Consider the following 20,037-nt stretch of genomic DNA (forward strand, 5'->3'; position numbering starts at 1 on the left):
TCGGTGACACGTCAGGCCCGGGCGACGCGCTCTCCGCCCGGTGCCGGCTCCCCGGCCGTCGTCACGTCGCGTTCGTGCAGGGCGCGGTACCCGAAGTAGTACGCGAAGCCCTGGAACCCCCAGGTCGAGAGAGCGAGGATGTAAAAGATGGTGTGGTACTCGTCGTCGCCGGGGAGCGGGAAGAAGTCGTACGTGACGGCGATGTACGTGCCCGCAGCGGTGGCGAGCGCGGCGCCGATGGCCACACCCTTGGCCCGGATCTTCCACAGCCGCCACGAGAAGTAGGCGAGGAACACGGTGGCGAGCGCGTTGACGACGACGTAGAAGACCGCCGGGCCGACGTGCAGCTCGCCGCCGTGGAACTGCCGGAGGTACAGCCCGGCGGCGATGCCCAGCACGAACACCGCGATGTCGACCGCCCGTGTGGGCTTGTAACGGTGTGTCGCACCCATCAGGCCCATGACGAGAATCAGGGAGACACCCACCGATCGCGAGAAGGCGTCGAAGAAGTACGCGACCGAGTACATGAAACTGTCCTCGTCGCCGCCGAGGAGAGACCAGGCGAGGAAGTTCGAGGCGGAGGTGGCGAGGATGAACCATTCCAGTCCGAGTAGGTAGTTGCCGTATCTCCGGATGAACTTCCAGCCGTAGAAGAAGCCGGTGAAGATCAGCCAGAGGTCGGCCAGCACGAAGAGCAGTTCTTTCATGGGAACGCGATTCCTTTGGAGTGGTGGGCAGGGCGTGGTGGGTTCAGGGCGCGGTGGTTTCGGCCTGTCGGACGGACCGGGCGCGCGAGATCAGCGCGGTCGCCACGATGAGCAGGGCGAGCACCGCCGAGAGCCAGTAGCCGATGCCGTACAGGCCCTTCGCGGCGACCTCGAGGCCGGTTCCTGGCATCGGAACGAGGGAAGCACTGAGGTCTCCGCTGACCAGTGCCGCGCCGAGGGTGAAGCCGACGGCCATGAACGTGCCGGCGGCGCCCGCCGCCATGCCGGCCTTCTCCTCGGGCACCGCCATCTGCACCAGGGTGAAGCCGGCCGAGTAGCCGATCCGGCAGCCGAGCCCCATGACGGCGGCGCCCACGAGGTAGTGCCACACCTGGTCGTGCGCCACCGCGAGCCAGACCAGACCCGCCGCGCAGATCAGCGCTCCGGTGACGAAGACGGACACACCTCGACCCTTGAGCAGTGCCCGGTCGAGCACGGCGCCGCGGACCAGGAACGCCGCCGCGAACGGCGCCATGAGCAGGGCGGTGTCCAGCTCGCTGAGCCCGAGGCCGTACGCGTCCGCGGCGCGAAGAGACGAGGGAGTGATCTGCGCGTAGGTGCTGAGCAGGAGCAGGAACGCCGAGTTCGCCGCGGCGAACAGCCCGATGCACACGCACGAGGCGGTCACCAAGGGCGCCTTCATCATGGCGACGTCGAACACCGCCGAGGACGACCTGCGCTCGACCCGCACCCAGGCGATGCCACCGATGACACCGACGGCCAGCGGAAGGAGTGCGGCGCCGCCCCACACGAGTCCCTGCGTGAGGGTGAGCAGGATGGCGGCGACCCAGCCGATCATCCAGACCGTGCCGAGCACGCCGATGCGGCGGGTGCGCTCGGCGGGCGGTGTGTGCGGGATCGTGACGTAGGTGGCGAAGGTCGTGACCGCGCACGCGGCGGTGAGAATGACGAAGAAGCTGCGCAGCGACAGGTTCTCGACGATGAAGCCGCCGCCGATCATCCCGACGACGATGCCGACTCCGGTGGCGATGACCAGGACCGCGACGCCCACCGAGATGCCGCTCTCGCCGAGATTGCGGCGCAGGAAGCCGAGCGGGAGCAGTTGCGCCGCGCCGCCGAATCCCATCACGGCGCAGCCGACCAGCACGGTCGGGTACGAGTCGCCGACGGCCGGAACGAGCGCGCCCACCGTGAGGAACGCGGACGCAGCCACGGAGGCGTTCCGGTCGCCGTGCACGTCGGCGAGGCGCGGCAGCAGGATGAAACCCGCTCCCCCGCCGAGGGTCAGCGCCGAGTAGAGCCACGTCGTCTCGGCGACGGTGGCCAGGTGGTACTGCGCCTGGATGATCGGCAGGAGCGGCGGCAGGACGAAGACGACCGCGTTGGTCAGGACGACCAGGATCGCGCCCAGGCCGATGAGGGCCCCTTTGTGCGGCGCGCGACGAGAAGCCGCCCGGTCGCCGAGTCCGGCAGGTTGATGGATCTCTGTCATGCCATTCTCCGGTTCTTGATCAGAGGTGGCCGGGAAGCCCGGCTTCGATGGCGGTGCAGTCGTCACGGCTGTGCGGGCCCGACGAGTTCGAGGACCAGTCCTGCGCTCGTTGGAGGGGAGCGAGTCCGCGCTCGTCGCGGCGGTCCACGCTGGTGCGGGGCTCGGTCACGCCGGGTCGGCGTCGAGTCACCCTTCGATCCGCCCGCACGCTAGACCCATGTTGGTCATCCGTTCAAGACGTTCGACCCAGAAATTGCGTGCCCGGGTGTTGCTCACCTGATCCAGTCTTGCGACCATGTCTTATCGCCCAGGTCAGATCGTGACCCCGCACAAGGAGCAGCACGTGACTACTGCACCCGTCGAACGATCAGCACCGGCGCCCGGTTGGCGCACGCTCCTCGACCCCGAATCGCTCCAGGCAGCCGACTTTCTGGCCGAGGTGCTCCCGAAGCCTCTGCACACCCTCGGACTCGATGGCGTACGGAAGTTCACGGCCCCTCAGCCCCCGCCCCGCATCACCCAGGTCGCCTCCGTGGCGGAGGAGGACGCCACCTGGACCGATCCGGGCGGCGTCTCTCACTCCGTGCCCGTTCGCGTCTATCGGCCGCACGAACCCGGCACGGAGTCCGCCGCTCTCCCCTGCCTGCTCTACTTCCATGGCGGGGGCTTCACGGTCGGCAGCCTCGACGGCGTCGACGAGGTGTGTCGCCTCTTCAGCGTCTGCGCGGGGTGTGTCGTGGTCTCGGTCGACTATCGGCTGGCGCCCGAGCACCGGTTCCCCGCCGCTGTCGACGACACCCGGGCGGCACACGGCTGGCTCGTCGAGAACGCGGCTGCCCTGGGCGTCGACAGCGACCGCATCGCGGTCGCCGGTGATTCAGCCGGCGGAGGTCTGGCGGCGGCGCTCTGCCTGGACCTTCGCGAGCGCGGGCTGCCGCAGCCCGTGCTCCAGGTCCTCGTCTACCCGGCGGTGGACAACACCTTCGATCGGCCGTCCTGGACCGAGTTCGTGGACGCGCCCTTGTTGGGCACCGCCGACGCGCAGTGGTTCCTGCGTCAGTACGTGGGCGACGAAGGTGTGGCGCCCAGCCCGCTCCTGACGCCTCTCCAGGCGCCGCGCCTGGCAGGGCTTGCCTCGGCCCACGTCGTCACCGCGGAGGTGGACTGCCTGCGCGACGACGCCGAGGCGTACGCACGACGGCTGGAGGCAGAGGGCGTCCCCGTGCGGTTCCGCCGCTGTCCGGGCGTGTTCCACGGCTTCTTCACCGAGATCGGCACCTTCACCAAGGCGGCCGAAGCCGTCACGGACGTGTGTGGCGCCCTCCGCGAAGCCTTCGGCCTCGGAGCTGTCACTTCGTGATGCCGTGCCGGCCGCCCGGCTCATGTGCACAGGCACCGAGCCGGGCGGTCGCGTCAGGGGCTCAGTGCCCGGACATGCCTCCGTCCACGGCGAGTGTGCTGCCGGTGACGTAGGACGACGCCGGCGATGCCAGGAAGAGCACGGCAGCGTCGAGTTCGTGCTGGTGACCCAGCCTGCCGAGCGGGCTGCGTGTCTCGATGAACTCCGTCAGCACGTCCTCGGGCACGGCCGCTGTCATCTCGCTCGCAAAGTAGCCGGGCGCCACGGCGTTGACCCGGATGCCCCGGCGGCCCGCCCACTGGCCGGACAGATCGCGCGTCAGCCCCATCAGCCCGGCCTTGCTGGCCGAGTAGGCGGCCTGGGGTGCGTAGGACGTGATGAGGCCCAGGGTGCTGGCGACGTTGACGATGCTGGAGCCGGGCTCCATGACCTTCGCGCAGGCCTGGGCCGACCAGTAGGCGCCGTTGAGGTTGAGCTCGATGACCTGGCGGAACTCCTCGGGACGCTCACGCAGGGCGGGGACGGCCGTGCCGACGCCCGCGTTGTTGATCAGTACGTCGATCCTGCCGAACTCGTCAAGGCCGGCCCCGACCATCACCTCGCACTGCTCGGGGTCGGTGACATCGGTGGCGACGGTGACGGCGCGCCTTCCTGTGGCCCGTACCTGATCGGCAACGGCCTCCAACTTGTCGGTGCGGCGTGCGGCGAGCACCAGGTCGGCGCCGGCCTGGGCCAGCGCGACGGCGAATCCTGCGCCGAGTCCCGAGCTGGCGCCGGTGATGACGGCCACCTTGCCGTCCAGGCGGAACAGGTCGAGGACGGGGGTGGTGGTCATGGACTCCTCCTGAGTGCGTGCAGTCCGGCCGCGGCGAGGGGTGCGGGCGCTTCGCCCACGGTCTCGAACCCGGAGCCGAGGGTCAGGCCCTGGCGGTGGCGGGCGTGGATGCCTTCGGCGATCACCGCGATCTTGAAGTAGCCGTGGGCGATGTAGTAGCCGAGGTTGTCCAGGCCGCGGCCGCTCGTGGTGGCGTAGCGCTCGGCGAGGTCGGCGGGGGCGGGCAGGCGTGGGCTGGTCGATGCGGCGCCGCCCGCGAGGACCGGTGCGAAGGCCGGGTCGGTGTAGACCAGGTGCAGGCCGAGGTCGGCGAGCGGATCGCCGAGTGTGGCCATCTCCCAGTCCACGAGGGCGCGCACCTGTGACGGGTCGTCATGGGCGAGGATGGCGTTGTCGATCCGGAAGTCGCCGTGCACGATCGAGACACCGCTCTCGGCCGGGCAGTCCTGTGCGAGGAGCGTGTGCAGGGCCTCGACGTCGGGCAGATCGCGGGTGCGGACGCGCTGCCACTGGTCGTACCAGCGGGCGACCTGGCGGGCGAGGTAGCCCTCGGGCCGTCCGAAGCCGTCGAGGCCGACGGAGGCGGGCTCGACGGCATGCAGCCGGGCGAGCACGTCCACCAGCGCGTGCGCGCAGCCGGTGACCAACTCGTCGGACCACGACTCCAGTTGGTCTTCGGTGCGGATGACGACGCCGTCCACGTACTCGACCAGAGCGAACGGCTCACCCATCACCTGGGCGTCGCCGAGCGCGACGGTGCGCGCCACCGGAACGCCGCTGCCGGCGAGCGCGGAGACCACCCGGTACTCACGGACCATGTCGTGCGCCGAGGGGGTAAGGCCGCCCAGCGGCGGGCGGCGCAGTATCCAGCTGCCCTGACCGTCCGTCAGCCGGTAGGTCAGATTGGAGCGGCCGCCCTGCACGAGCTCCGCGTGCAGTTCGCCGCGGAAGCCGGGGACGTGCTCGGCGAAGAACCGTGTGAGCGCCCCCAGGCCAAGGCCTTCGAGCGTCTTCATCGGCCGGCCGCCCGCTCGTGGCGCCGTACCGTACGGCGGGCGATGGCCCAGCGGTGTGTCTCCGACGAGCCGTCGTAGATCCGGAACGGGCGGACCTCTCGCAGGAACCTGCCGAGCAGCACGTCCCCGGAGACGCCGAGGGAGCCGCAGATCTGCAGGGACCGGTCCACCACGCGGTGGATGGCCTCGGCGCAGAAGGTCTTGGCGATCGCCGTGGACTGCGCGGCCGAGCGGCCCTGGTCGAGCTCCCAGCAGGCCTGCGTGATCAGCCCGCGCGAGGCGGCGATGTCGATCTCGTTGTCGGCGATCATCTGCTGGACCATGCCGAGATCGGCAAGCCGCGACCCGAAGAGCCGCCGGTCCGCGGCTCGTTCCACGGCGATGTCCTGCGCGCGGCGAGCGATGCCGAGCCAGCGCATGCAGTGCGTCATACGGGCCGGGCCGAGTCGGACCTGGGCGTAGTCGAAGCCCTCGTCGACGGCGCCGAGCACCGCGTCGTCGGGCACGAAGCAGGCGTCGAAGAGCAGCTCGATGTGGCCGCCGAACAGGCTCTCGTCGAGGGTCTCGATGTGCCGGACGGTCTTCACGCCCGGGTTGCCGGAGTCGACCAGGAACATGGTCGCGCCGCCCCGGTCCCCCACCTCGCCGCTGGTGCGTGCCATGACGATGGCGAACCCGGCTCCGTCGGCCCCGGTGATGAACCACTTGTGACCGTCGATCCGCCACCCGCCCGGGACCCGCTCGGCCCGGGTCGACAGCGCGCTGGGGTCGGAACCGGCCCCGGGCGCCGGCTCGGTCATGGCGAAGCACGAGCGGACCGCCCCGGTGGCGAGCGGGCGCAGGTAGCGCTCCTTCTGCTCGGGCGTCGCGATGGCCTCCAGCATGTGCATGTTGCCCTCGTCCGGCGCCGCGATGTTCAACGCCAACGGCCCGAGCAGCGAATAGCCGGCCTCCTCGAAGACTGCCGCGCGCCCGCACATGTCCAGCCCGTGGCCGCCGTATTCGGGTGCCACATGCGGGGCGAAGACACCTGCTTCCTTGGCCGCGGTCTGCAGCTGTGCCCGCACGTCGTCCGTGTGGACGACGCCGCGGTGCTCCTCTTCGACGGGAAGCACGACGTCGGATATGAATCGCGCCGTGCGGTGCGCGAGGTCCGAGACACGTGTCTCGGGGGTGAGGTCGATAGGCACACGTTCTCCAATGGGCTGATGTCGAAGAGTCGTTCAGGTTGGTGGCGCGGGCGGAGTGTCTACGAAGAGCCCTGCGGATCCGGCAGCTGTCGCAGGACCTTGTCGAGGGCTTCGGCGGTGGCGTCGATGTCCGCCTGCCCGTGCACCGTGCTGAGGAAGATCTTGCCGGAGGGCATGAACATCACGCCGCCTGCGAGCATCCCCTCCAGAATCCGCGGCCACAGGCCGCCGGCCCCGTGCAGGCTGGTGGCATCGCCGGCCTGGTCGAACTGAAGCAGGGAACCGACCCGCTTGAGGCGGGCGGCTTGCGGGGCGGAAGCCAGCAGGTCACCGATCACGAGCTCGAACCGGGCGGAGACGCTCTCCAGCGTGCGGTAGACGGCGGGATCCGCGAGCGCGCCCATGGTCGCCTGGACGGCGGCCAACGCGATGGGATTGCCGTTGAACGTGCCGGCGTGCACCACACCGTCCGTGACCTGGTCGATCAGGTCCGCCCGCCCGACGACGGCGCTCTGGGTGAAGCCGCCCGCCATGGCCTTGCCGAAGACGGAGAGGTCGGGCCGCACCCCGAAGAACTCGGCCGCGCCGCCACGAGCGATCCGGAATCCGGCGATCACCTCGTCGTAGATGAGCACCACGCCCTGCTGGTCACAGCGGGAGCGCAACGTCTGCAGGAAGTCCCGCGCGGGCGATTCGACACCGGCGTTGCTCATGATCGGGTCGACGAGCACCGCGGCGATGTCCCGTTCGACGGCCTCCGCGAGAATCCGGTCGACCATCTCCACGTCGTTGAACCGAGCCACCACCAGGTCGTCGAGCACACTCGGGCTCTGGCCCCTGCTGGCCGGCGCCGCCAGCCCGCTCACGTCGGTGTCGCTCAGGCCCGCGTACACCGAGTCGTGCCAACCGTGGTAACTCTTGGCGAACTTCACGATCCGTCGGCGCCCCGTGGCCGCCCGCGCCAGGCGCAGCGCGATCTGAACCGCCTCGGTGCCGGTGTTGCTCCACAGCAGGCGTTCGCCGTGCGGCACCGCCTCAAGGACGGCCTCGGCCGCCGCGTACTCGAGGACATGGCTGGTGCCGACGATCTGCATGCGCGCGGCCACGTCGCGTACGGCGTCCACCACGCGGGGGTCGCCATGTCCGAGGACGAGGGGGCCCCACGCCATCACGTAGTCGATGTAGCGGTCGCCGTCCAAGTCCCAGACGTGGGCGCCCTGCGCCTTGCTCACGAAGAGCGGGTGTGGCCGCATCGCGGCGCGAAGGCCGGAGCCCACCCCTCCCCCTACGCTGCGCCCGGCTCGCTCGAAGGCGATGCGCGATGACTCCAGGCCCATCCGACGTTCTCCCTTCTCGGTCGACAAAATCTCAGGTCGCGGTGCGCGCGCCCTTGCTGGCCAGGGCGCCCACCGGCAGGTCCTCGACGGTGCGGAATCCCGGCATCGCGTCGGCGACCGCGGTCACGGCGTTCGAGGTCATGGCCACGGTGGACAGGAAGCTCTCGAAGCCGCCGGGCACTGAGACCTCGATCGTCTGCTCACGGGCGACGACGAGGAGTCCGTCGCCGCGTTCGACGTCGTCGTCCGGGTCGAAGATGCCGAAGCGGGTGGCCAGTTCGATGACGGGCTTGCCCCGCAGCAGTCCCCGCGCGCGGTGCAGGACGCTCGCCACGGTTCCCGCGGCGATGACGGTGTGCTGCCCCTTGCGTTCCGTTTCCGCGATCAGATCTCGCTCGACGGGGTCGACCTCGATCGCATCGAGCTCCTACTCCAGCCCTCGAGCGAGGGCGCCGATGCTCTGCGCGAGACCACGGGGACGCGCGGCGCACCGGCGACGAAGTCGGCGAGGGGCACCCCGGCCTTGTCCGCCCCGATGTCCAGCGCGCCCGACAGTTCGCAGTCGCGTCGGCTCACCAGTGACTCGGCGATGGCGATGCCTGTGGCGCCGAGTCCGACGACGACAACACCGGTTGCCTCGGTCATGTTCGAGTGCCTCCTTCGGCACACATGGGACGACGGGCACCGTCTCCGGTGCCCGTCGATCAACGAGCAGGGGTAAGGGCTAGGTCGCGTGAACCGATCGGCCGGCTCTCAGAGCTTCAGGTAGTCGGCCACATCCGCGTAGTCGACCTGCCACAGACCGGGAGAGCCCGTCGGGTACTGGGAACGGAAGCCGAGCACGCGCTGGACGCGCGGCGAGAGCGTCCTGGCGACGTCCATGTCGACCAGGAACGGGTAGGCCTCCTCGCCGGTGAGGTAACCGGCGTTGAACGTGAAGGCCACGCCCCGGCGGTAGAAGTCACTGGTCTGGTTCGCCCCGCCGCCGTGGGCGGTCTTGCCGCTGATGAACAGGGCGTCACCGGCGTTCATGACCGCGGGAACCGTCTGCTCGGGAGTCCCCCGGTCCTCGAAGTCGCTCCAGTGGTTGCTCCCGGGGATGACACGGGTGGCGCCGTTCTCCTCCGTGAAGTCGGTCAGGGCGACCAGGAAGTTGATGGTGATCTCCGGGCCCTTGGGCCCCATGCCGATGAACGGGAACCAGTTCTCCAGGTCCCGGTGCAGCATCTGTCCCGCGCTCTTCGGGCCGATCTCGATGACCTGTGCGGTGGTCATCCAGTACGTGCCCGACTCCTCGAGGAAGACCTGGTCGCTGACCTCATGGACCAGGGGATGGTCGATGATCTCGTTGCGGAACGTGGGGCTGTGCGAGACCAGGTTGGTGAGCCGCTTGGTGTTGCGGCCGTGGAACTCGGCCACGATTTCGTTCTCGTGGGTCGAGCCCGGGCGCAGCGCCTCCAGGGGCTGCTCGATTTCGGCGTTGAAGCGGTCGATCTGGTCCCGCGTCAAGAAGTCCTTGATGATGACGCCGCCGTCGCGGGCCACGATCTTCAGGATCTCCTCGGCGGATGTGCCGGCCGCCACGGACGTCAGGGCCTGGGCCTTCTGCTTTGCTGTCATGTGAATCCTCTCCTATCAACTGCGCGACGGATCAGGTGAGTTCGATCCAGGTCGTCTTCAAGGTCGTGAACTTCTCCAGGCCGTGCAGGCTCCGGTCCGCCCCGTGTCCGGAGAGCTTGCGGCCACCGAACGGCACCGAGCTGTCTCCCTCCTCGAAGCAGTTGACCCAGACCAGGCCGGCCTGAAGCTCCCGCGACAGGCGGTGGGCCCGCGTGAGGTCGCCGGTCCAGATCGCGGCCCCGAGTCCGTAGTCGGAGTTGTTGGCGATCGCGACGGCCTCGGCGTCGTCGCGGAACGTCGTGACCGACAGGACGGGGCCGAAGATCTCGTGTTGAGCGAGACGGCTGTCCGGGTCGACGTCCGCGAAGACCACCGGATCCACGTACAGGCCGTCGGTGCGCTTGCGGTCCGATCCGTGGACGAGCTCGGCGCCGTCCGCGATCGCCTTGCGCACCTCGTCCAGCACGTCGTCGCGATGCTGCTCGTACGCCATCGGCCCCATCGTCGTCTCGGGGTCCAGCGGATCGCCGATGTTGTGGCGGCCGAGGTGATCGACGACCTTGGAGATCAGCTCGTCGCGGATGTCCTCGTGGACGAGAAGCCGCGAACCCGCCGTGCACATCTGCCCGCTGTTGAAGGAGATCGCCCAGGCCGCCATCCGCGCGGCCTCGTCGAGGTCCGGTGCGTCGGGGAAGACGATGTTGGGGGACTTGCCGCCCAGCTCCAGCCAGACCGGCTTCGCGTTGGACTGCCCTGCGTAGGTCAGGAGTTGCTTGCCGACCTCGGTCGAGCCGGTGAAGGTAACCGTGTCGACGTCGTGGTGCAGCGTCAACGCCGAGCCGACCGTGGCGCCGCTGCCGGTGAGCACCTGGAGCACGCCGGGCGGCAGGCCCGCCTCGGCGGAGAGTTCCGCCGCGCGCAGGAGGGAGAGAGGCGTTTGTGTCGCGGGCTTGACGACGACGCTGTTACCCGACACCAGGGCGGCGGGGATCTTGAACATCGACAGCGTCATCGGGAAGTTCCACGGCGTGATCGCGCCGACGACTCCCAGCGGCTCCCGGGTCACCAGGGCGACGGAACCGTTACGGCCCCGTGGTGACTCGTCCATCAGCTTGTCCGCGAGTTCGCCGTACCAGCGAACCGTGTTGATGGCGGTGCGCAGTTCGACGGACCATGCCACCGTGACCGGCTTGCCCATCTCCAGTGCGACCAGCAGGGCCAGTTCATCGCGGTGCTGGTCGAGGAGGTCGGCCCAGCGGATCAGCACAGCCCCGCGTTCGCGTGGCTCGAGGCCCACCCAGACTCGGGAGGAGAACGCTTCCCTGGCGCCTTGGACGGCGCGGTCCACGTCGTCGTGGTCCGCACTGGGGAGCTCCGCGAGGGGCAGCTGGTCACGCGGACTCGTGAGGGTGCTCGTCCGGCCGGTCCGCGACGCGGTCCATGCGCCGTCGATCCACATGCCGCGCGGCAGGCTCAGCCGGCTCTTGAGGTCCAGCCAGTCGTCACGTGTGCGTGCGGTGCCGGTGCGTTCGGAGTTCGTCACGTCGAGCCTCCTTTCAGGGCGGGGACGGCAGTCATGGCGGGAGCGGGGGCGGTCGTCGCGGACACGGCGACGAGCCAGTCGAAGAGGGGGTCAGGCGAGGCCATCCACTCGGGATGCCACTGGACGCCGACCACCGGGCTGTCGTCGAGCCTGATGGCTTCGACGACGCCGTCCGCGGCGGTGCCCATGACACTGAGTCCGCGGCCGAGGCGGTCGACCGCCTGGTGATGCCAGGAGTTGACGACGCGCTGGGGCCCGTAGAGCGTGTGAGCGAGGGTTCCCGGCGTGAAGCTGACGGTGTGTGCGTCGTCGCCGTCGTCCGGCGCGGCGTTCGGGGACACGTGAACGACCGGGCCGCCCTCCTCGATGTGCTCGACGAGGGTGCCGCCGAGCACGATGTTGAGCAGGTGGTGACCGCGGCAGATGCCAAGGATCGGGACGTTCGCCCGCAGTGCTGCCTCGATCAGCGCCGCCTCGAACTCGTCCCGTTCGGAGTCCGGCGCGTCGAAGTCCTCTCGCGGGTCGACCGTGGGGTCGACCTCGACGGTCCCGCCCCACCGGGAGGGGTGGATGTCCTGTCCTCCGGTGACGATGAGTCCGTCGAGCCGCTCGATGACACCGTCTTCGTCGACGTGGAACGGCAGGTTGACGGGTATCCCGCCCGCGGCCGCCACGCTGTCGCCGAACGCGCTGAAGTACGAGTTGATGAACTGTGACTGGAAGCGGCGCGACGTCCGTTTCACCATGCCGAGGCTCAGGCGCCGGCCCGTGATTCCGATCAGCGGCTTCATCGTCACCACTCCCCGACTCGGGCGACGATGCGGATCTCTTCTCCGGACGCCAGAGCCTTGAAGCCGTCGTTGATGGTGGCCAGCTCGCACCGGGCCGTGACGAGATCGTCGAGCTGGAGCAGGCCCAGGCGGTTGAAGTGCGCGTACAGCGGCACGTCGACCTTGAAGTGGTTGGAGCCCATGAACGAGCCCTGGATGCGCTTCTCCTCCAGGAACAGTTCCGCCCCTCGCACCTGCACCGGCTGCGAGTCCGGGATCATGCCCATCACGGTCGCGGTGCCGCCCGGCCGGAGCATGGCGAACGCCTGCCCCGCCGTCGCGCCCGAGCCGACCGCCTCGAACGCGTGGTGCACACCGGTGCCGGTGAGCGCCCGCACCGCTTCGACCGGATCCTCTTCCCGCGCGTCGACGACATGGGTCGCACCGAACCGGACGGCCCGGTCCAACTTGCCCGGCACGACGTCGACGCCGATGATCTGCGCCGCTCCGGCCAGTTGTGCGGCTTGGACGGCGGCGAAGCCGACTCCGCCGAGGCCGATCACGGCGACGGTCTGCCCGGTCTTCACCGACGCGCTGTGCAGGACCGCGCCCATACCTGTCGTGACGGCGCAGCCGAGCACGCTCGCCGTCTCCGGACGGATGTCATCCGGGACGGCGACCAGGCCGTTCTTGTGGACGAGGATCATCTCGGCGAAGGCCCCGATGCCGGCGGTCGGCCGCACCGGCCGGCCGTCGGACTTGGCCAACCGCGGCCTGGCTCGCTCCTGTTGCAGCCGTGAGCGATGCACGCACAGGGTCTGTCGCCCGGTCACGCAGTACTCGCAGGTGCCGCAGTGCACGGACAGGCACGTCACGACCGTGTCCCCCGGTGCGACCTCGGAGACGCCCGGTCCGACGGCCACGACGCGACCGACCGCTTCGTGGCCGAGGACGATGGGCGGTTGCGACGCGAAGGTCCCGTCGATCTCGTGCAGGTCCGAGTGGCACAGACCGGCGTACGCCACCTTCACCAGGACCTCGTCCGGTCCGGGGTCGTCGATCACGAGTTCCTCGATGTCGAGGAGGCCCGGCGCCGCGTTCAGCACGGCAGCTGTGATCCGGGTACTCATGCCAGCTCGAAGTATCGGCCGCGCTCCCACGGGGTGATGCCGCAGTCGGGGTCGCCGCCGCCCATGGTGTGGAACGACATCCACTCCCAACGCCGGGTGCCGGTCCAGTAGTTGACGAACTCCCGGCCGAGCACCTCGGGGAGGACCTTGTCGGCCTCCAATGCGGCGGTGGCCTGGCTGATGCTCGCCGGAATCTGCTCCCCGTCGGGGAGGAACCAGGCCATGCCGGTGAAGGGGGCGGGCGGCTCGAGTTCGCCCCGGACCCCGAAGAGGCCGGCGCCGAGGACGGCCGCGCTGACCAGGTAGATGTTGGCGTCCGAGCCGGGCACGCGGTACTCGATGCGGGACTGCTTCGGGTGGCCGACCACGGCCCGTACCGCGGTCGTCTTGTTGCCGACTCCCCACGTGACGGTCGTGGGCGGTCCCTCGGCCGGGACGAGCCGGCGATAGGAGGTGATGAAGGGGAGGGCGATCGACGTCGTGGCCGCCATCGCCGGCATCAGTCCGCCGATGAACCGGCTCATGACGGCGGAGGCGCCGTCGGGACTGTAGAAGGCATTCCCGTCCCCTGTCTGAAGGGAGATGTTCAGGTGCGAGGCCTGGCCCCAGGCGTCCGACCACTTCGCCATGAACGTCACGGTGCGCCCGAGCTCGTGGCCGACCTCGCGCATCACCTGGCGACATCGGGCCCATCGGTCCGCGACCGTGACGACATCGCCCATCGCGACGTTGACCTCTACCTGGCCCGCGGCGGCCTCGTCGTTCCAGGCCTCCCATTCGATGCCGATGTCCCGCAGCCGCTCCTCCACGCGCTCCAAGTACGCGCGCCAGTCGGCATCCTTGGCGAGCACATAGGCGCTGCCGCTGGTGCCACCGAGCGGGGTGAGGTTCTCGTAGCCCTTGGCACGGGCCTCGCGGATCGACTCCTCGAAAACGGTCGCTTCGATCTCGACGGCGGTGTTGACCGTGAAACCGAGCTGTCGGGCGTCGGCGTCGACGCGGCGCAGCAGGTTGCGGGGACACACGGAGACCGGGGTGCCCTCCTGGGTCCAGAAGTCGCCGATGACGGCCGCCTTGCCGGGCTTCCACACGCAGAGCGTGCCGAGATCGGGGCGAAGGAAAATGTCCTCCATTTCGCCGCGCCAGGAAGGAAAGGCCATTCCGAGCATCGGAAAACTGCCCATGTCGTTTCCGAACACGACATCCGCGAAAGCGAATCCCTGCTCCAGACCGCTCAGGAACTTGTCGCGCGAAAGCGTCTTTCCGACGAAAATTCCGTCGAGGTTGGTCGCCTGAATCTCGACCGAAGTGATGCCGCGCTCGTCCAGCCAGCGACCCAGCTCGTCCTTGGTCATTTCAGCCACCGAATTTCACCTTCCAGTGCGCGCCACACATCGCCGACAGTTGCCCCACGCCGCCGACGACCGTGACGCCGGTCGCGATGGCGAAAAGGAAGGAATCACCGCGGCCGCTGAACGCCGCGGCCAGCGCCTCCGCGGGCCCGTGCACCTCGTAGACCCCGCCCGAGTCCGCTCCGAAGGTGACCTCCTGCTCCTCCGTCGAGCAGACGACGCGGAGCCCCTCGGGGAACCCCTCAGAGCCCTCGTTCACCGCCCAGAAGGACGACGCGGCGTCACGCCACTCAGGGAGCGGCGGGTTCAGGAGCCGCTCGACGGCGTCGGCCAGCGGGTCGGGTTTCGCGGCGAGCGCGTACTCGGAGAAGGGCACGAAGGGGATCACTTCGAGGCCCTCGTCCGCCCCGTGGTGCACGTGCGCGTCACCGTCCGCGAAGCCCAGGGTCGCGGCCTGGGAGTCGAGCCCCGACTTCAGGGCCACGGCACCATTCAGACCGGAAAGCAGTTCACGAAGCTCGGGAATCTCTGCGCTCTCGCGCAAAACCCGCGCCAGCGAGAGTACGAGCGGAGTCGGGTCCGCCTCGACCTCGATACTCACAGCGCCACTCATGGGCACTCACCTCAATCATTCACGGCCGGGCACGAGGGGCCGGCGCCGTTCACGGAATTACGCCCAAATGACTGTGGCTCAACTGACTGAGTCATTTGACCTGAAGGTAGTCCTGGTTAAGAGTGGGTGTCAACCACATGGCCGCACAGAATGCGGGCCTCTTCGAGGGGCTACGAGAAGCGCAGAACACCGTCGTCGAAAGGGGCGCTCAGAAGGTTCTTCAACTGCTCATGGACCTGGGGATTCACCCACGGCTCGCGGTCGCCCTGGGCCGGCATCTCGTCCATGTGGCGCACGAGGTAGCCCGAGGAGACGTCCCTCAGCCAGGGCCCCCGCTCCATGCCCTGATCCTCGTCACGCAGAACAGGTGTCACGACCGCGGCGCCGAGCTCGTCCATCGTCGCGAGCAGCGCGCTCCAGAACCGGTTGACCAGCTCAAGGCGGAGCGTCCAGGAGGAGTTGAGGTAGCCGAAGGCCATCAGGAGGTTCGGGACCCCGCTGAACGCGACCCCCTTGTACGTGAAGGTCTTCGAGAAGTCGATCGGCGCACCGCCGATGCTGAACCGGATCTTCCCCAGCGTGACGAGTTGCAGGCCTGTCGCGGTCACGACGATGTCCGCCGGCACCTCCTCGCCAGAGGTCATGCGCAGGCCGTCCTCGGTGAAGGTCTCGATGTGTCCGGTCACCATGTCGGCCTTGCCGTCCCGGATCGCGTGGAAGAGGTCCCCGTTGGGCACCAGACACAGACGCTGGTCCCAGGGCTCGTACGCCGGGGTGAAGTGCTTCTCCCGGCAGTCGCGGCCGACGATCTTCTCGATCTCGTCGAAGAGGGGCTTCTTGAAGGTCTCGGGGTCCGCGCGCGCGAACTGGTACCTCGCCTGCTGGTCCTGGAGGTTGCGCAGCCGGACCCGTTCGAACGCCTCCCGGCTCCCCACCTCTGCGCGCAGCCGGTTGGCCTCCTCGTCCACATCGGAGTCCATGGCCACATAGGAAGGCGACCGCTGCACCATCGTGACCTTCGACGCCACCTGCGCGAGGGCCGGGACGAGGGTGACCGCGGTGGCGCCGGATCCGATGACACTGACGCGCTTTCCGGCGCAGTCGAGGTCGTCCGGCCACTCCTGCGGATGGACGATCCGCCCGCCGAACGCCTCCTGGCCGGGGAACTCCGGCAAGTGCCCCTGGTCGTGATCGTAGTAGCCCGAGGCCATGTAGAGATACGAACAGGCGAGGGACGTACGGCCGCCGAGGCCTTCGACCTCCAGGTTCCAACAACGGTCGCCCTGCGACCAGTCGGCGCCGATGACGCGGTGCTCGACGCGGATGTGCGGCCTCAGTTCATAGTCGTCGACGGCCTCGTTCAGATAGTCGAGGATGGCCTCGCCGGAGGCGATCGACTTCTCGGCGGTCCACGGCTTGAAGCCGTACCCCAGCGTGAACATGTCACTGTCCGACCGGATCCCGGGGTACCGGAACAGGTCCCACGTGCCTCCGATGTCCGCGCGCGCCTCCAGCATCACGAAGGACCGCTCGGGATGCTTCGTCTTCAGCTCGACCGCCGCCGCGATGCCCGAGAGGCCGGCACCGACGATCACCACGTCGACACGTTCGATGGTTCGGTCCATACGTCACTTCCCACCTTGATCACACGATGCGTTTCAGCACGTCGAGCGGGTACTGCGCCACATGTCCTGGGGTCCCGACCGCCCTGCGACAGGGCGTTGACGGCCTCGCAAAGTTGAGTAGAGTCACATGACTAGATCTGTTGTCTAAATCATTCGCTCAGATTCGGGCCAGCGTCAACCCCAGCCGCGTCGATCTCTTCTTCCTCTTCCTCCGCGGCCGGGCGGGCCCAGCTGCTGTGCACCCTCACGCCGACACGGCGATCTCCCAGTCAAGGAGCAAGGAATGCTGAGCACGATGCAGGACGGACCCCTGTCACTCGCCCAACTGCTGCGCTACGCGGCGTCGGTGCACGCCGACGCCACCGTCACGACCTGGACGGGCTCGGGCGCGCGTTGTCGTACGTTCGGTGAACTGGGCGCACGTGCAGCCCAGTTGGCGCATGCCCTGCGCGGCCTGGGAGTCGGGACGTCCGACCGGGTGGCCACGTTCATGTGGAACAACGCCGAGCACATGGAGGCCTACGTCGCGGTCCCCGCCATGGGCGCGGTCCTGCACGCCCTGAACATCCGCCTCTCGCCCGAGCAACTGGTGTTCGTCGCCAACCATGCCGAGGACCGCGTGGTTCTCGTGGACGGGTCGCTCACGTCCGCTTTCGAGGAGGTGCTCCCCCGCCTGCGCACCGTGCGCCACGTGATCGTGGTCAACGGTGACGCGGCCGGATTCCGCGCTCCTCCGGGGGTCGACGTACACAGCTACGAGGCGCTCCTCGCGGGGCAGCCCGATGTGTACGACTTCCCCGAGCTCGACGAACGCTCAGCCGCGGCGATGTGTTACACCTCGGGCACCACCGGCGACCCCAAGGGCGTGGTGTACTCCCACCGTTCGCTCTACCTGCACGCCCTGTACGTGACCACACCGGCCGCGATGGGTCTTTCGACCCGCGACCGATGTCTGGCGATCGTGCCGATGTTCCATGTCAACGCGTGGAGCCTGCCGTTCGCGGCCATGATCTCCGGCGCCTCGCTCCTGATGCCCGACCGTTTCCTGCAACCCGAGCCGCTGCTCGCCATGATGGCGGCGGAGCGGCCGACGCACGCCGCGGCCGTACCGACCATCTGGACGGGGCTTGCCGCCAGGCTGGCGGCCCACCCGCAGGACATCACCCACCTCCGCGAGGTCGTCGTGGGCGGCTCGGCCATGCCGCCCGCGCTGATGAAGACCTTCGAGGAGGACCACCGGCTCAGGATCGTGCACGGCTGGGGCATGACCGAGACTTCGTCCGTGGGCACGGTCGCCCATCCGCCCACCGGTGCGACCGGTGAGGACCTGTGGCGTTACCGGATGAGCCAAGGCAGGTTCGCCCCGCTGGTGGAGTTCAGGCTCAAAGCCGACGACGACACCCTCGTGCCGCACGACGGGGAGTCGCTCGGGGAACTGGAGGTGAAGGGACCGTGGATCACGGGCTCCTACTACAGCCCGGACGACGAGCCGGTCGAGGCCGAATCCTTCGACGACGGATGGCTGCGCACCGGCGACGTCGGCCGGATCAGTCCCGACGGCTTCCTCGCCCTCGCCGACCGCGCGAAGGACGTGATCAAGTCCGGCGGCGAATGGATCTCCTCCATCGACATGGAGAACGACATCATGGCGCATCCCGCCATCGCGGAGGCGGCCGTCTTCGGCATCCCAGACGAGCGCTGGGACGAACGCCCTTGTGTGGCCGTCGTGTTGAGGAACGGCGAGCCCGCCGACGCGGCGGCGCTCCGGGAACACCTGGCAGCGAACTGGGCCAAGTGGCAGCTCCCGGAACGCTGGGCCGTCGTCCCCGAGATCCCCAGGACCAGCGTCGGGAAATTCAACAAGAAGGTCCTGCGCCGCCGGTACGCCGCCGGCCAACTCACCTTCGTACAGCTGGATTAGGCACTGCCACCCGCATGCAGGCCACCTCGTGGGCGGAGCGCCGTCAGACGCTGTTCCGCTCACTCTCGTTCAGGAAGGACTTCAGCATCGCGCAGGCGGTCGCCGTGTCGCGCAGCGCGCGCTCCGTGTCCCCGTTCGTGAGCATCTGCAGGGACAGGCCGTCGACGATGGACATCCCCACCCTCACCACCGAGTGCAGCTCCTCGTCCGAGAGCGTCGCGCCGGCCTGACGCAGGACCGCCTCCGACGACTTGAAGAAGCCGTCGTAGAAGCTGACGGAAAGCTCGGGGTCGTAGCGCTCGGCCCACAGCGTTACCTCGATCATGGCCCGCATGCGGACAGGATTGTCCACGGTCCACTGCATGGCTCTGGTCAAGCGCTGCTCCAGGACCTGACCCAGGCTCGCGCTCTCGCCCTCTGACGGATCGACCTCGAGAGGCATCTCCGCCGAGAGCTGCGTGAAGACGGCGAGCAGCAGGTTTTCCTTGTTCTGGAAGCAGTAGTGGAGGGAGGCGAGCGGCGCCTTCGCCTCCTCGGCGATCTTCCGGGTGGTGGCCCTGTCGGCACCCTCGCGGGCGATCACTCGCACAGCGGCCTCGATGAGCTGTTCCCGCCGCGCGTCCGCTGACACGTACGCCATCCAACCCTCCCGGAGTTGACTCAGTCATTTGTTCTACTTGGAACGTATCATGGCCTTTCCTCCGGCTTCGACGAAACGACGAGGCCAGGGAGCCGCCGAGCCGACCAGCTGGTTCACCGGCTTCACCACCGGCGACACAGTCGACCGACTTGTTCGAGTGCCTTGGTCGATACAATGAGTCCATGGCTCATGTCACCGCTGCCGAACGCCGCCCGCAGCTCATCAAAGCGGCCATCGACCTCATGACCCGAGAGGGCGTCGCCGCCGGAAGCACCCGCGCCATCGCGGCCGAGCTGGGTGTCGCGCAGGCCACGGTGCACTACACCTTCGGCACGAAGGAGGATCTGTACCGGGCCGTCATGGATCAGATCACGGAGGACCTCATCGCGGAGGTCGAGCGGGCGGCCCCCGAGGACGCCGGTTTCGAGGAGACGTTCGCCGCTCTGGCGGGCACCCTGTGGCGCACCATGCTGGAACCGGCCACCGGTCACCAGCTGCTCTCCGAGCTGACCATGTTCGCGCTCCGCAATCCCAAGCTGAGCGAGGCCCGCCAGGGTCACTACAGCCAGGTGATAGCGGCGACCGCGAAAGTGGTGACCGAGACGGCGGAGCGGACCGGCTACAAGCTCGTCCAGCCCGCCGAGACCGTCGCCCGGTTCTTCCTGTCCGGCTTCGACGGGCTGGCGATGCAATGGCGCTGCGTTCCCGACAAGGCCGCCGAACGCGTCGGCCTGCAGGCCCTGGTGTCCGCCACCGTGGCCTTGACCGGTGGCCGCCTTGAGCTCATGGACGTACCCATGGAGTGACGGAACCCGCGAACACGACAGTGGGGGCGCGCCCATCAGGCGCGCCCCCACTGTTGTTT

General features: G+C 68.7%; 20 protein-coding genes. 3 read left to right on the forward strand and 17 right to left on the reverse strand.

Annotated features, from left to right (window positions below; genetic code table 11):
• Positions 1-11 precede the first annotated feature (11 nt).
• Genes ACIRHA_RS39060 through ACIRHA_RS39070 form a run of 3 tightly spaced genes read right to left on the reverse strand, consistent with a single transcriptional unit; the run spans position 12 to position 2,389 of the window.
• Entirely contained in the window at positions 12-707 is a 696-nt protein-coding gene (locus tag ACIRHA_RS39060) for a transporter (protein WP_403855881.1), read from the reverse strand.
• A 43-nt stretch (positions 708-750) separates the two neighbouring features.
• On the reverse strand, positions 751-2,220 hold the full coding sequence (locus ACIRHA_RS39065; protein WP_403855883.1) for an MFS transporter: 1,470 nt from the start codon (positions 2,218-2,220) through the stop codon (positions 751-753).
• A gap of 19 nt (positions 2,221-2,239) precedes the next feature.
• Entirely contained in the window at positions 2,240-2,389 is a 150-nt protein-coding gene (locus ACIRHA_RS39070; RefSeq protein WP_403855885.1) for a hypothetical protein, read from the reverse strand.
• A 174-nt stretch (positions 2,390-2,563) separates the two neighbouring features.
• Here ACIRHA_RS39070 and ACIRHA_RS39075 point away from each other — a divergent pair, with 174 nt between their 5' ends.
• Positions 2,564-3,580: an alpha/beta hydrolase gene (locus ACIRHA_RS39075; protein ID WP_403855887.1), complete on the forward strand. Its 1,017-nt coding sequence runs from the start codon at positions 2,564-2,566 to the stop codon at positions 3,578-3,580.
• A gap of 61 nt (positions 3,581-3,641) precedes the next feature.
• Here the strand turns inward: ACIRHA_RS39075 and ACIRHA_RS39080 are convergent, their stop codons facing one another.
• From ACIRHA_RS39080 to ACIRHA_RS39140, 13 genes are all read right to left on the reverse strand, one after another.
• Complete coding sequence (locus ACIRHA_RS39080; protein ID WP_403855889.1) at positions 3,642-4,415, reverse strand: SDR family NAD(P)-dependent oxidoreductase; 774 nt, start codon at positions 4,413-4,415, stop codon at positions 3,642-3,644.
• Complete coding sequence (locus ACIRHA_RS39085) at positions 4,412-5,431, reverse strand: phosphotransferase family protein (protein ID WP_403855891.1); 1,020 nt, start codon at positions 5,429-5,431, stop codon at positions 4,412-4,414. The genes ACIRHA_RS39080 and ACIRHA_RS39085 overlap by 4 nt, the downstream gene beginning before the upstream one ends.
• Positions 5,428-6,621 (reverse strand): acyl-CoA dehydrogenase family protein, encoded by a 1,194-nt coding sequence (locus ACIRHA_RS39090; RefSeq protein ID WP_403855893.1) that lies wholly within the window; start codon positions 6,619-6,621, stop codon positions 5,428-5,430. Before ACIRHA_RS39090 ends, ACIRHA_RS39085 begins: the two co-directional genes overlap by 4 nt.
• Positions 6,622-6,680: 59 nt before the next feature.
• Complete coding sequence (locus ACIRHA_RS39095; RefSeq protein WP_403855895.1) at positions 6,681-7,958, reverse strand: aspartate aminotransferase family protein; 1,278 nt, start codon at positions 7,956-7,958, stop codon at positions 6,681-6,683.
• Positions 7,959-7,989: 31 nt separating this feature from the next.
• Positions 7,990-8,373, reverse strand: coding sequence for a hypothetical protein (locus ACIRHA_RS39100; RefSeq protein WP_403855929.1), 384 nt, complete (start codon positions 8,371-8,373; stop codon positions 7,990-7,992).
• The gene (locus ACIRHA_RS39105) at positions 8,343-8,603 is read right to left on the reverse strand and encodes a hypothetical protein (protein ID WP_403855897.1); all 261 of its coding nucleotides are present in this window, start codon (positions 8,601-8,603) and stop codon (positions 8,343-8,345) included. The genes ACIRHA_RS39100 and ACIRHA_RS39105 overlap by 31 nt, the downstream gene beginning before the upstream one ends.
• A gap of 108 nt (positions 8,604-8,711) precedes the next feature.
• On the reverse strand, positions 8,712-9,578 hold the full coding sequence (locus ACIRHA_RS39110) for a phytanoyl-CoA dioxygenase family protein (protein WP_403855899.1): 867 nt from the start codon (positions 9,576-9,578) through the stop codon (positions 8,712-8,714).
• Between the two features lie 31 nt (positions 9,579-9,609).
• Positions 9,610-11,037, reverse strand: a complete 1,428-nt coding sequence (locus ACIRHA_RS39115; RefSeq protein WP_403855931.1) for an aldehyde dehydrogenase family protein — start codon at positions 11,035-11,037, stop codon at positions 9,610-9,612.
• Between the two features lie 80 nt (positions 11,038-11,117).
• Complete coding sequence (locus ACIRHA_RS39120; RefSeq protein ID WP_403855901.1) at positions 11,118-11,912, reverse strand: gamma-glutamyl-gamma-aminobutyrate hydrolase family protein; 795 nt, start codon at positions 11,910-11,912, stop codon at positions 11,118-11,120.
• A gap of 2 nt (positions 11,913-11,914) precedes the next feature.
• Positions 11,915-13,021 carry a Zn-dependent alcohol dehydrogenase gene (locus tag ACIRHA_RS39125; RefSeq protein ID WP_403855903.1) on the reverse strand — a complete coding sequence of 369 codons (1,107 nt, stop codon included), beginning with the start codon at positions 13,019-13,021 and terminating at the stop codon, positions 11,915-11,917.
• Positions 13,018-14,376, reverse strand: a complete 1,359-nt coding sequence (locus ACIRHA_RS39130; RefSeq protein WP_403855933.1) for a glutamine synthetase family protein — start codon at positions 14,374-14,376, stop codon at positions 13,018-13,020. The genes ACIRHA_RS39125 and ACIRHA_RS39130 overlap by 4 nt, the downstream gene beginning before the upstream one ends.
• Position 14,377: 1 nt before the next feature.
• The gene (locus ACIRHA_RS39135) at positions 14,378-14,986 is read right to left on the reverse strand and encodes a hypothetical protein (RefSeq protein WP_403855905.1); all 609 of its coding nucleotides are present in this window, start codon (positions 14,984-14,986) and stop codon (positions 14,378-14,380) included.
• Positions 14,987-15,156: 170 nt separating this feature from the next.
• Positions 15,157-16,611: a flavin-containing monooxygenase gene (locus ACIRHA_RS39140; RefSeq protein WP_403855907.1), complete on the reverse strand. Its 1,455-nt coding sequence runs from the start codon at positions 16,609-16,611 to the stop codon at positions 15,157-15,159.
• A 283-nt stretch (positions 16,612-16,894) separates the two neighbouring features.
• Here ACIRHA_RS39140 and ACIRHA_RS39145 point away from each other — a divergent pair, with 283 nt between their 5' ends.
• A complete protein-coding gene (locus tag ACIRHA_RS39145; RefSeq protein WP_403855909.1) occupies positions 16,895-18,532 on the forward strand; it encodes a long-chain fatty acid--CoA ligase in 1,638 nt (545 codons plus the stop codon).
• A 43-nt stretch (positions 18,533-18,575) separates the two neighbouring features.
• Here the strand turns inward: ACIRHA_RS39145 and ACIRHA_RS39150 are convergent, their stop codons facing one another.
• Positions 18,576-19,172, reverse strand: coding sequence for a TetR/AcrR family transcriptional regulator (locus tag ACIRHA_RS39150; RefSeq protein ID WP_403855911.1), 597 nt, complete (start codon positions 19,170-19,172; stop codon positions 18,576-18,578).
• Between the two features lie 182 nt (positions 19,173-19,354).
• Here ACIRHA_RS39150 and ACIRHA_RS39155 point away from each other — a divergent pair, with 182 nt between their 5' ends.
• Positions 19,355-19,978, forward strand: a complete 624-nt coding sequence (locus ACIRHA_RS39155) for a TetR/AcrR family transcriptional regulator (protein ID WP_403855913.1) — start codon at positions 19,355-19,357, stop codon at positions 19,976-19,978.
• Positions 19,979-20,037: the final 59 nt, after the last annotated feature.

This window comes from Streptomyces sp. NPDC102360, assembly GCF_044766085.1.
Lineage (GTDB): Bacteria > Actinomycetota > Actinomycetes > Streptomycetales > Streptomycetaceae > Streptomyces.

What these genes read in the sequence shown, in the direction of transcription:
- ACIRHA_RS39060 (WP_403855881.1), bottom strand. Translation starts at nt 707, where the DNA reads ATGAAAGAACTGCTCTTCGTGCTGGCCGACCTCTGGCTGATCTTCACC.
- ACIRHA_RS39065 (WP_403855883.1), bottom strand. Translation starts at nt 2,220, where the DNA reads ATGACAGAGATCCATCAACCTGCCGGACTCGGCGACCGGGCGGCTTCT.
- ACIRHA_RS39080 (WP_403855889.1), bottom strand. Translation starts at nt 4,415, where the DNA reads ATGACCACCACCCCCGTCCTCGACCTGTTCCGCCTGGACGGCAAGGTG.
- ACIRHA_RS39085 (WP_403855891.1), bottom strand. Translation starts at nt 5,431, where the DNA reads ATGAAGACGCTCGAAGGCCTTGGCCTGGGGGCGCTCACACGGTTCTTC.
- ACIRHA_RS39095 (WP_403855895.1), bottom strand. Translation starts at nt 7,958, where the DNA reads ATGGGCCTGGAGTCATCGCGCATCGCCTTCGAGCGAGCCGGGCGCAGC.
- ACIRHA_RS39105 (WP_403855897.1), bottom strand. Translation starts at nt 8,603, where the DNA reads ATGACCGAGGCAACCGGTGTTGTCGTCGTCGGACTCGGCGCCACAGGC.
- ACIRHA_RS39110 (WP_403855899.1), bottom strand. Translation starts at nt 9,578, where the DNA reads ATGACAGCAAAGCAGAAGGCCCAGGCCCTGACGTCCGTGGCGGCCGGC.
- ACIRHA_RS39115 (WP_403855931.1), bottom strand. Translation starts at nt 11,037, where the DNA reads ATGTGGATCGACGGCGCATGGACCGCGTCGCGGACCGGCCGGACGAGC.
- ACIRHA_RS39120 (WP_403855901.1), bottom strand. Translation starts at nt 11,912, where the DNA reads ATGAAGCCGCTGATCGGAATCACGGGCCGGCGCCTGAGCCTCGGCATG.
- ACIRHA_RS39125 (WP_403855903.1), bottom strand. Translation starts at nt 13,021, where the DNA reads ATGAGTACCCGGATCACAGCTGCCGTGCTGAACGCGGCGCCGGGCCTC.
- ACIRHA_RS39130 (WP_403855933.1), bottom strand. Translation starts at nt 14,376, where the DNA reads ATGACCAAGGACGAGCTGGGTCGCTGGCTGGACGAGCGCGGCATCACT.
- ACIRHA_RS39135 (WP_403855905.1), bottom strand. Translation starts at nt 14,986, where the DNA reads ATGAGTGGCGCTGTGAGTATCGAGGTCGAGGCGGACCCGACTCCGCTC.
- ACIRHA_RS39140 (WP_403855907.1), bottom strand. Translation starts at nt 16,611, where the DNA reads ATGGACCGAACCATCGAACGTGTCGACGTGGTGATCGTCGGTGCCGGC.
- ACIRHA_RS39145 (WP_403855909.1), top strand. Translation starts at nt 16,895, where the DNA reads ATGCTGAGCACGATGCAGGACGGACCCCTGTCACTCGCCCAACTGCTG.
- ACIRHA_RS39150 (WP_403855911.1), bottom strand. Translation starts at nt 19,172, where the DNA reads ATGGCGTACGTGTCAGCGGACGCGCGGCGGGAACAGCTCATCGAGGCC.
- ACIRHA_RS39155 (WP_403855913.1), top strand. Translation starts at nt 19,355, where the DNA reads ATGGCTCATGTCACCGCTGCCGAACGCCGCCCGCAGCTCATCAAAGCG.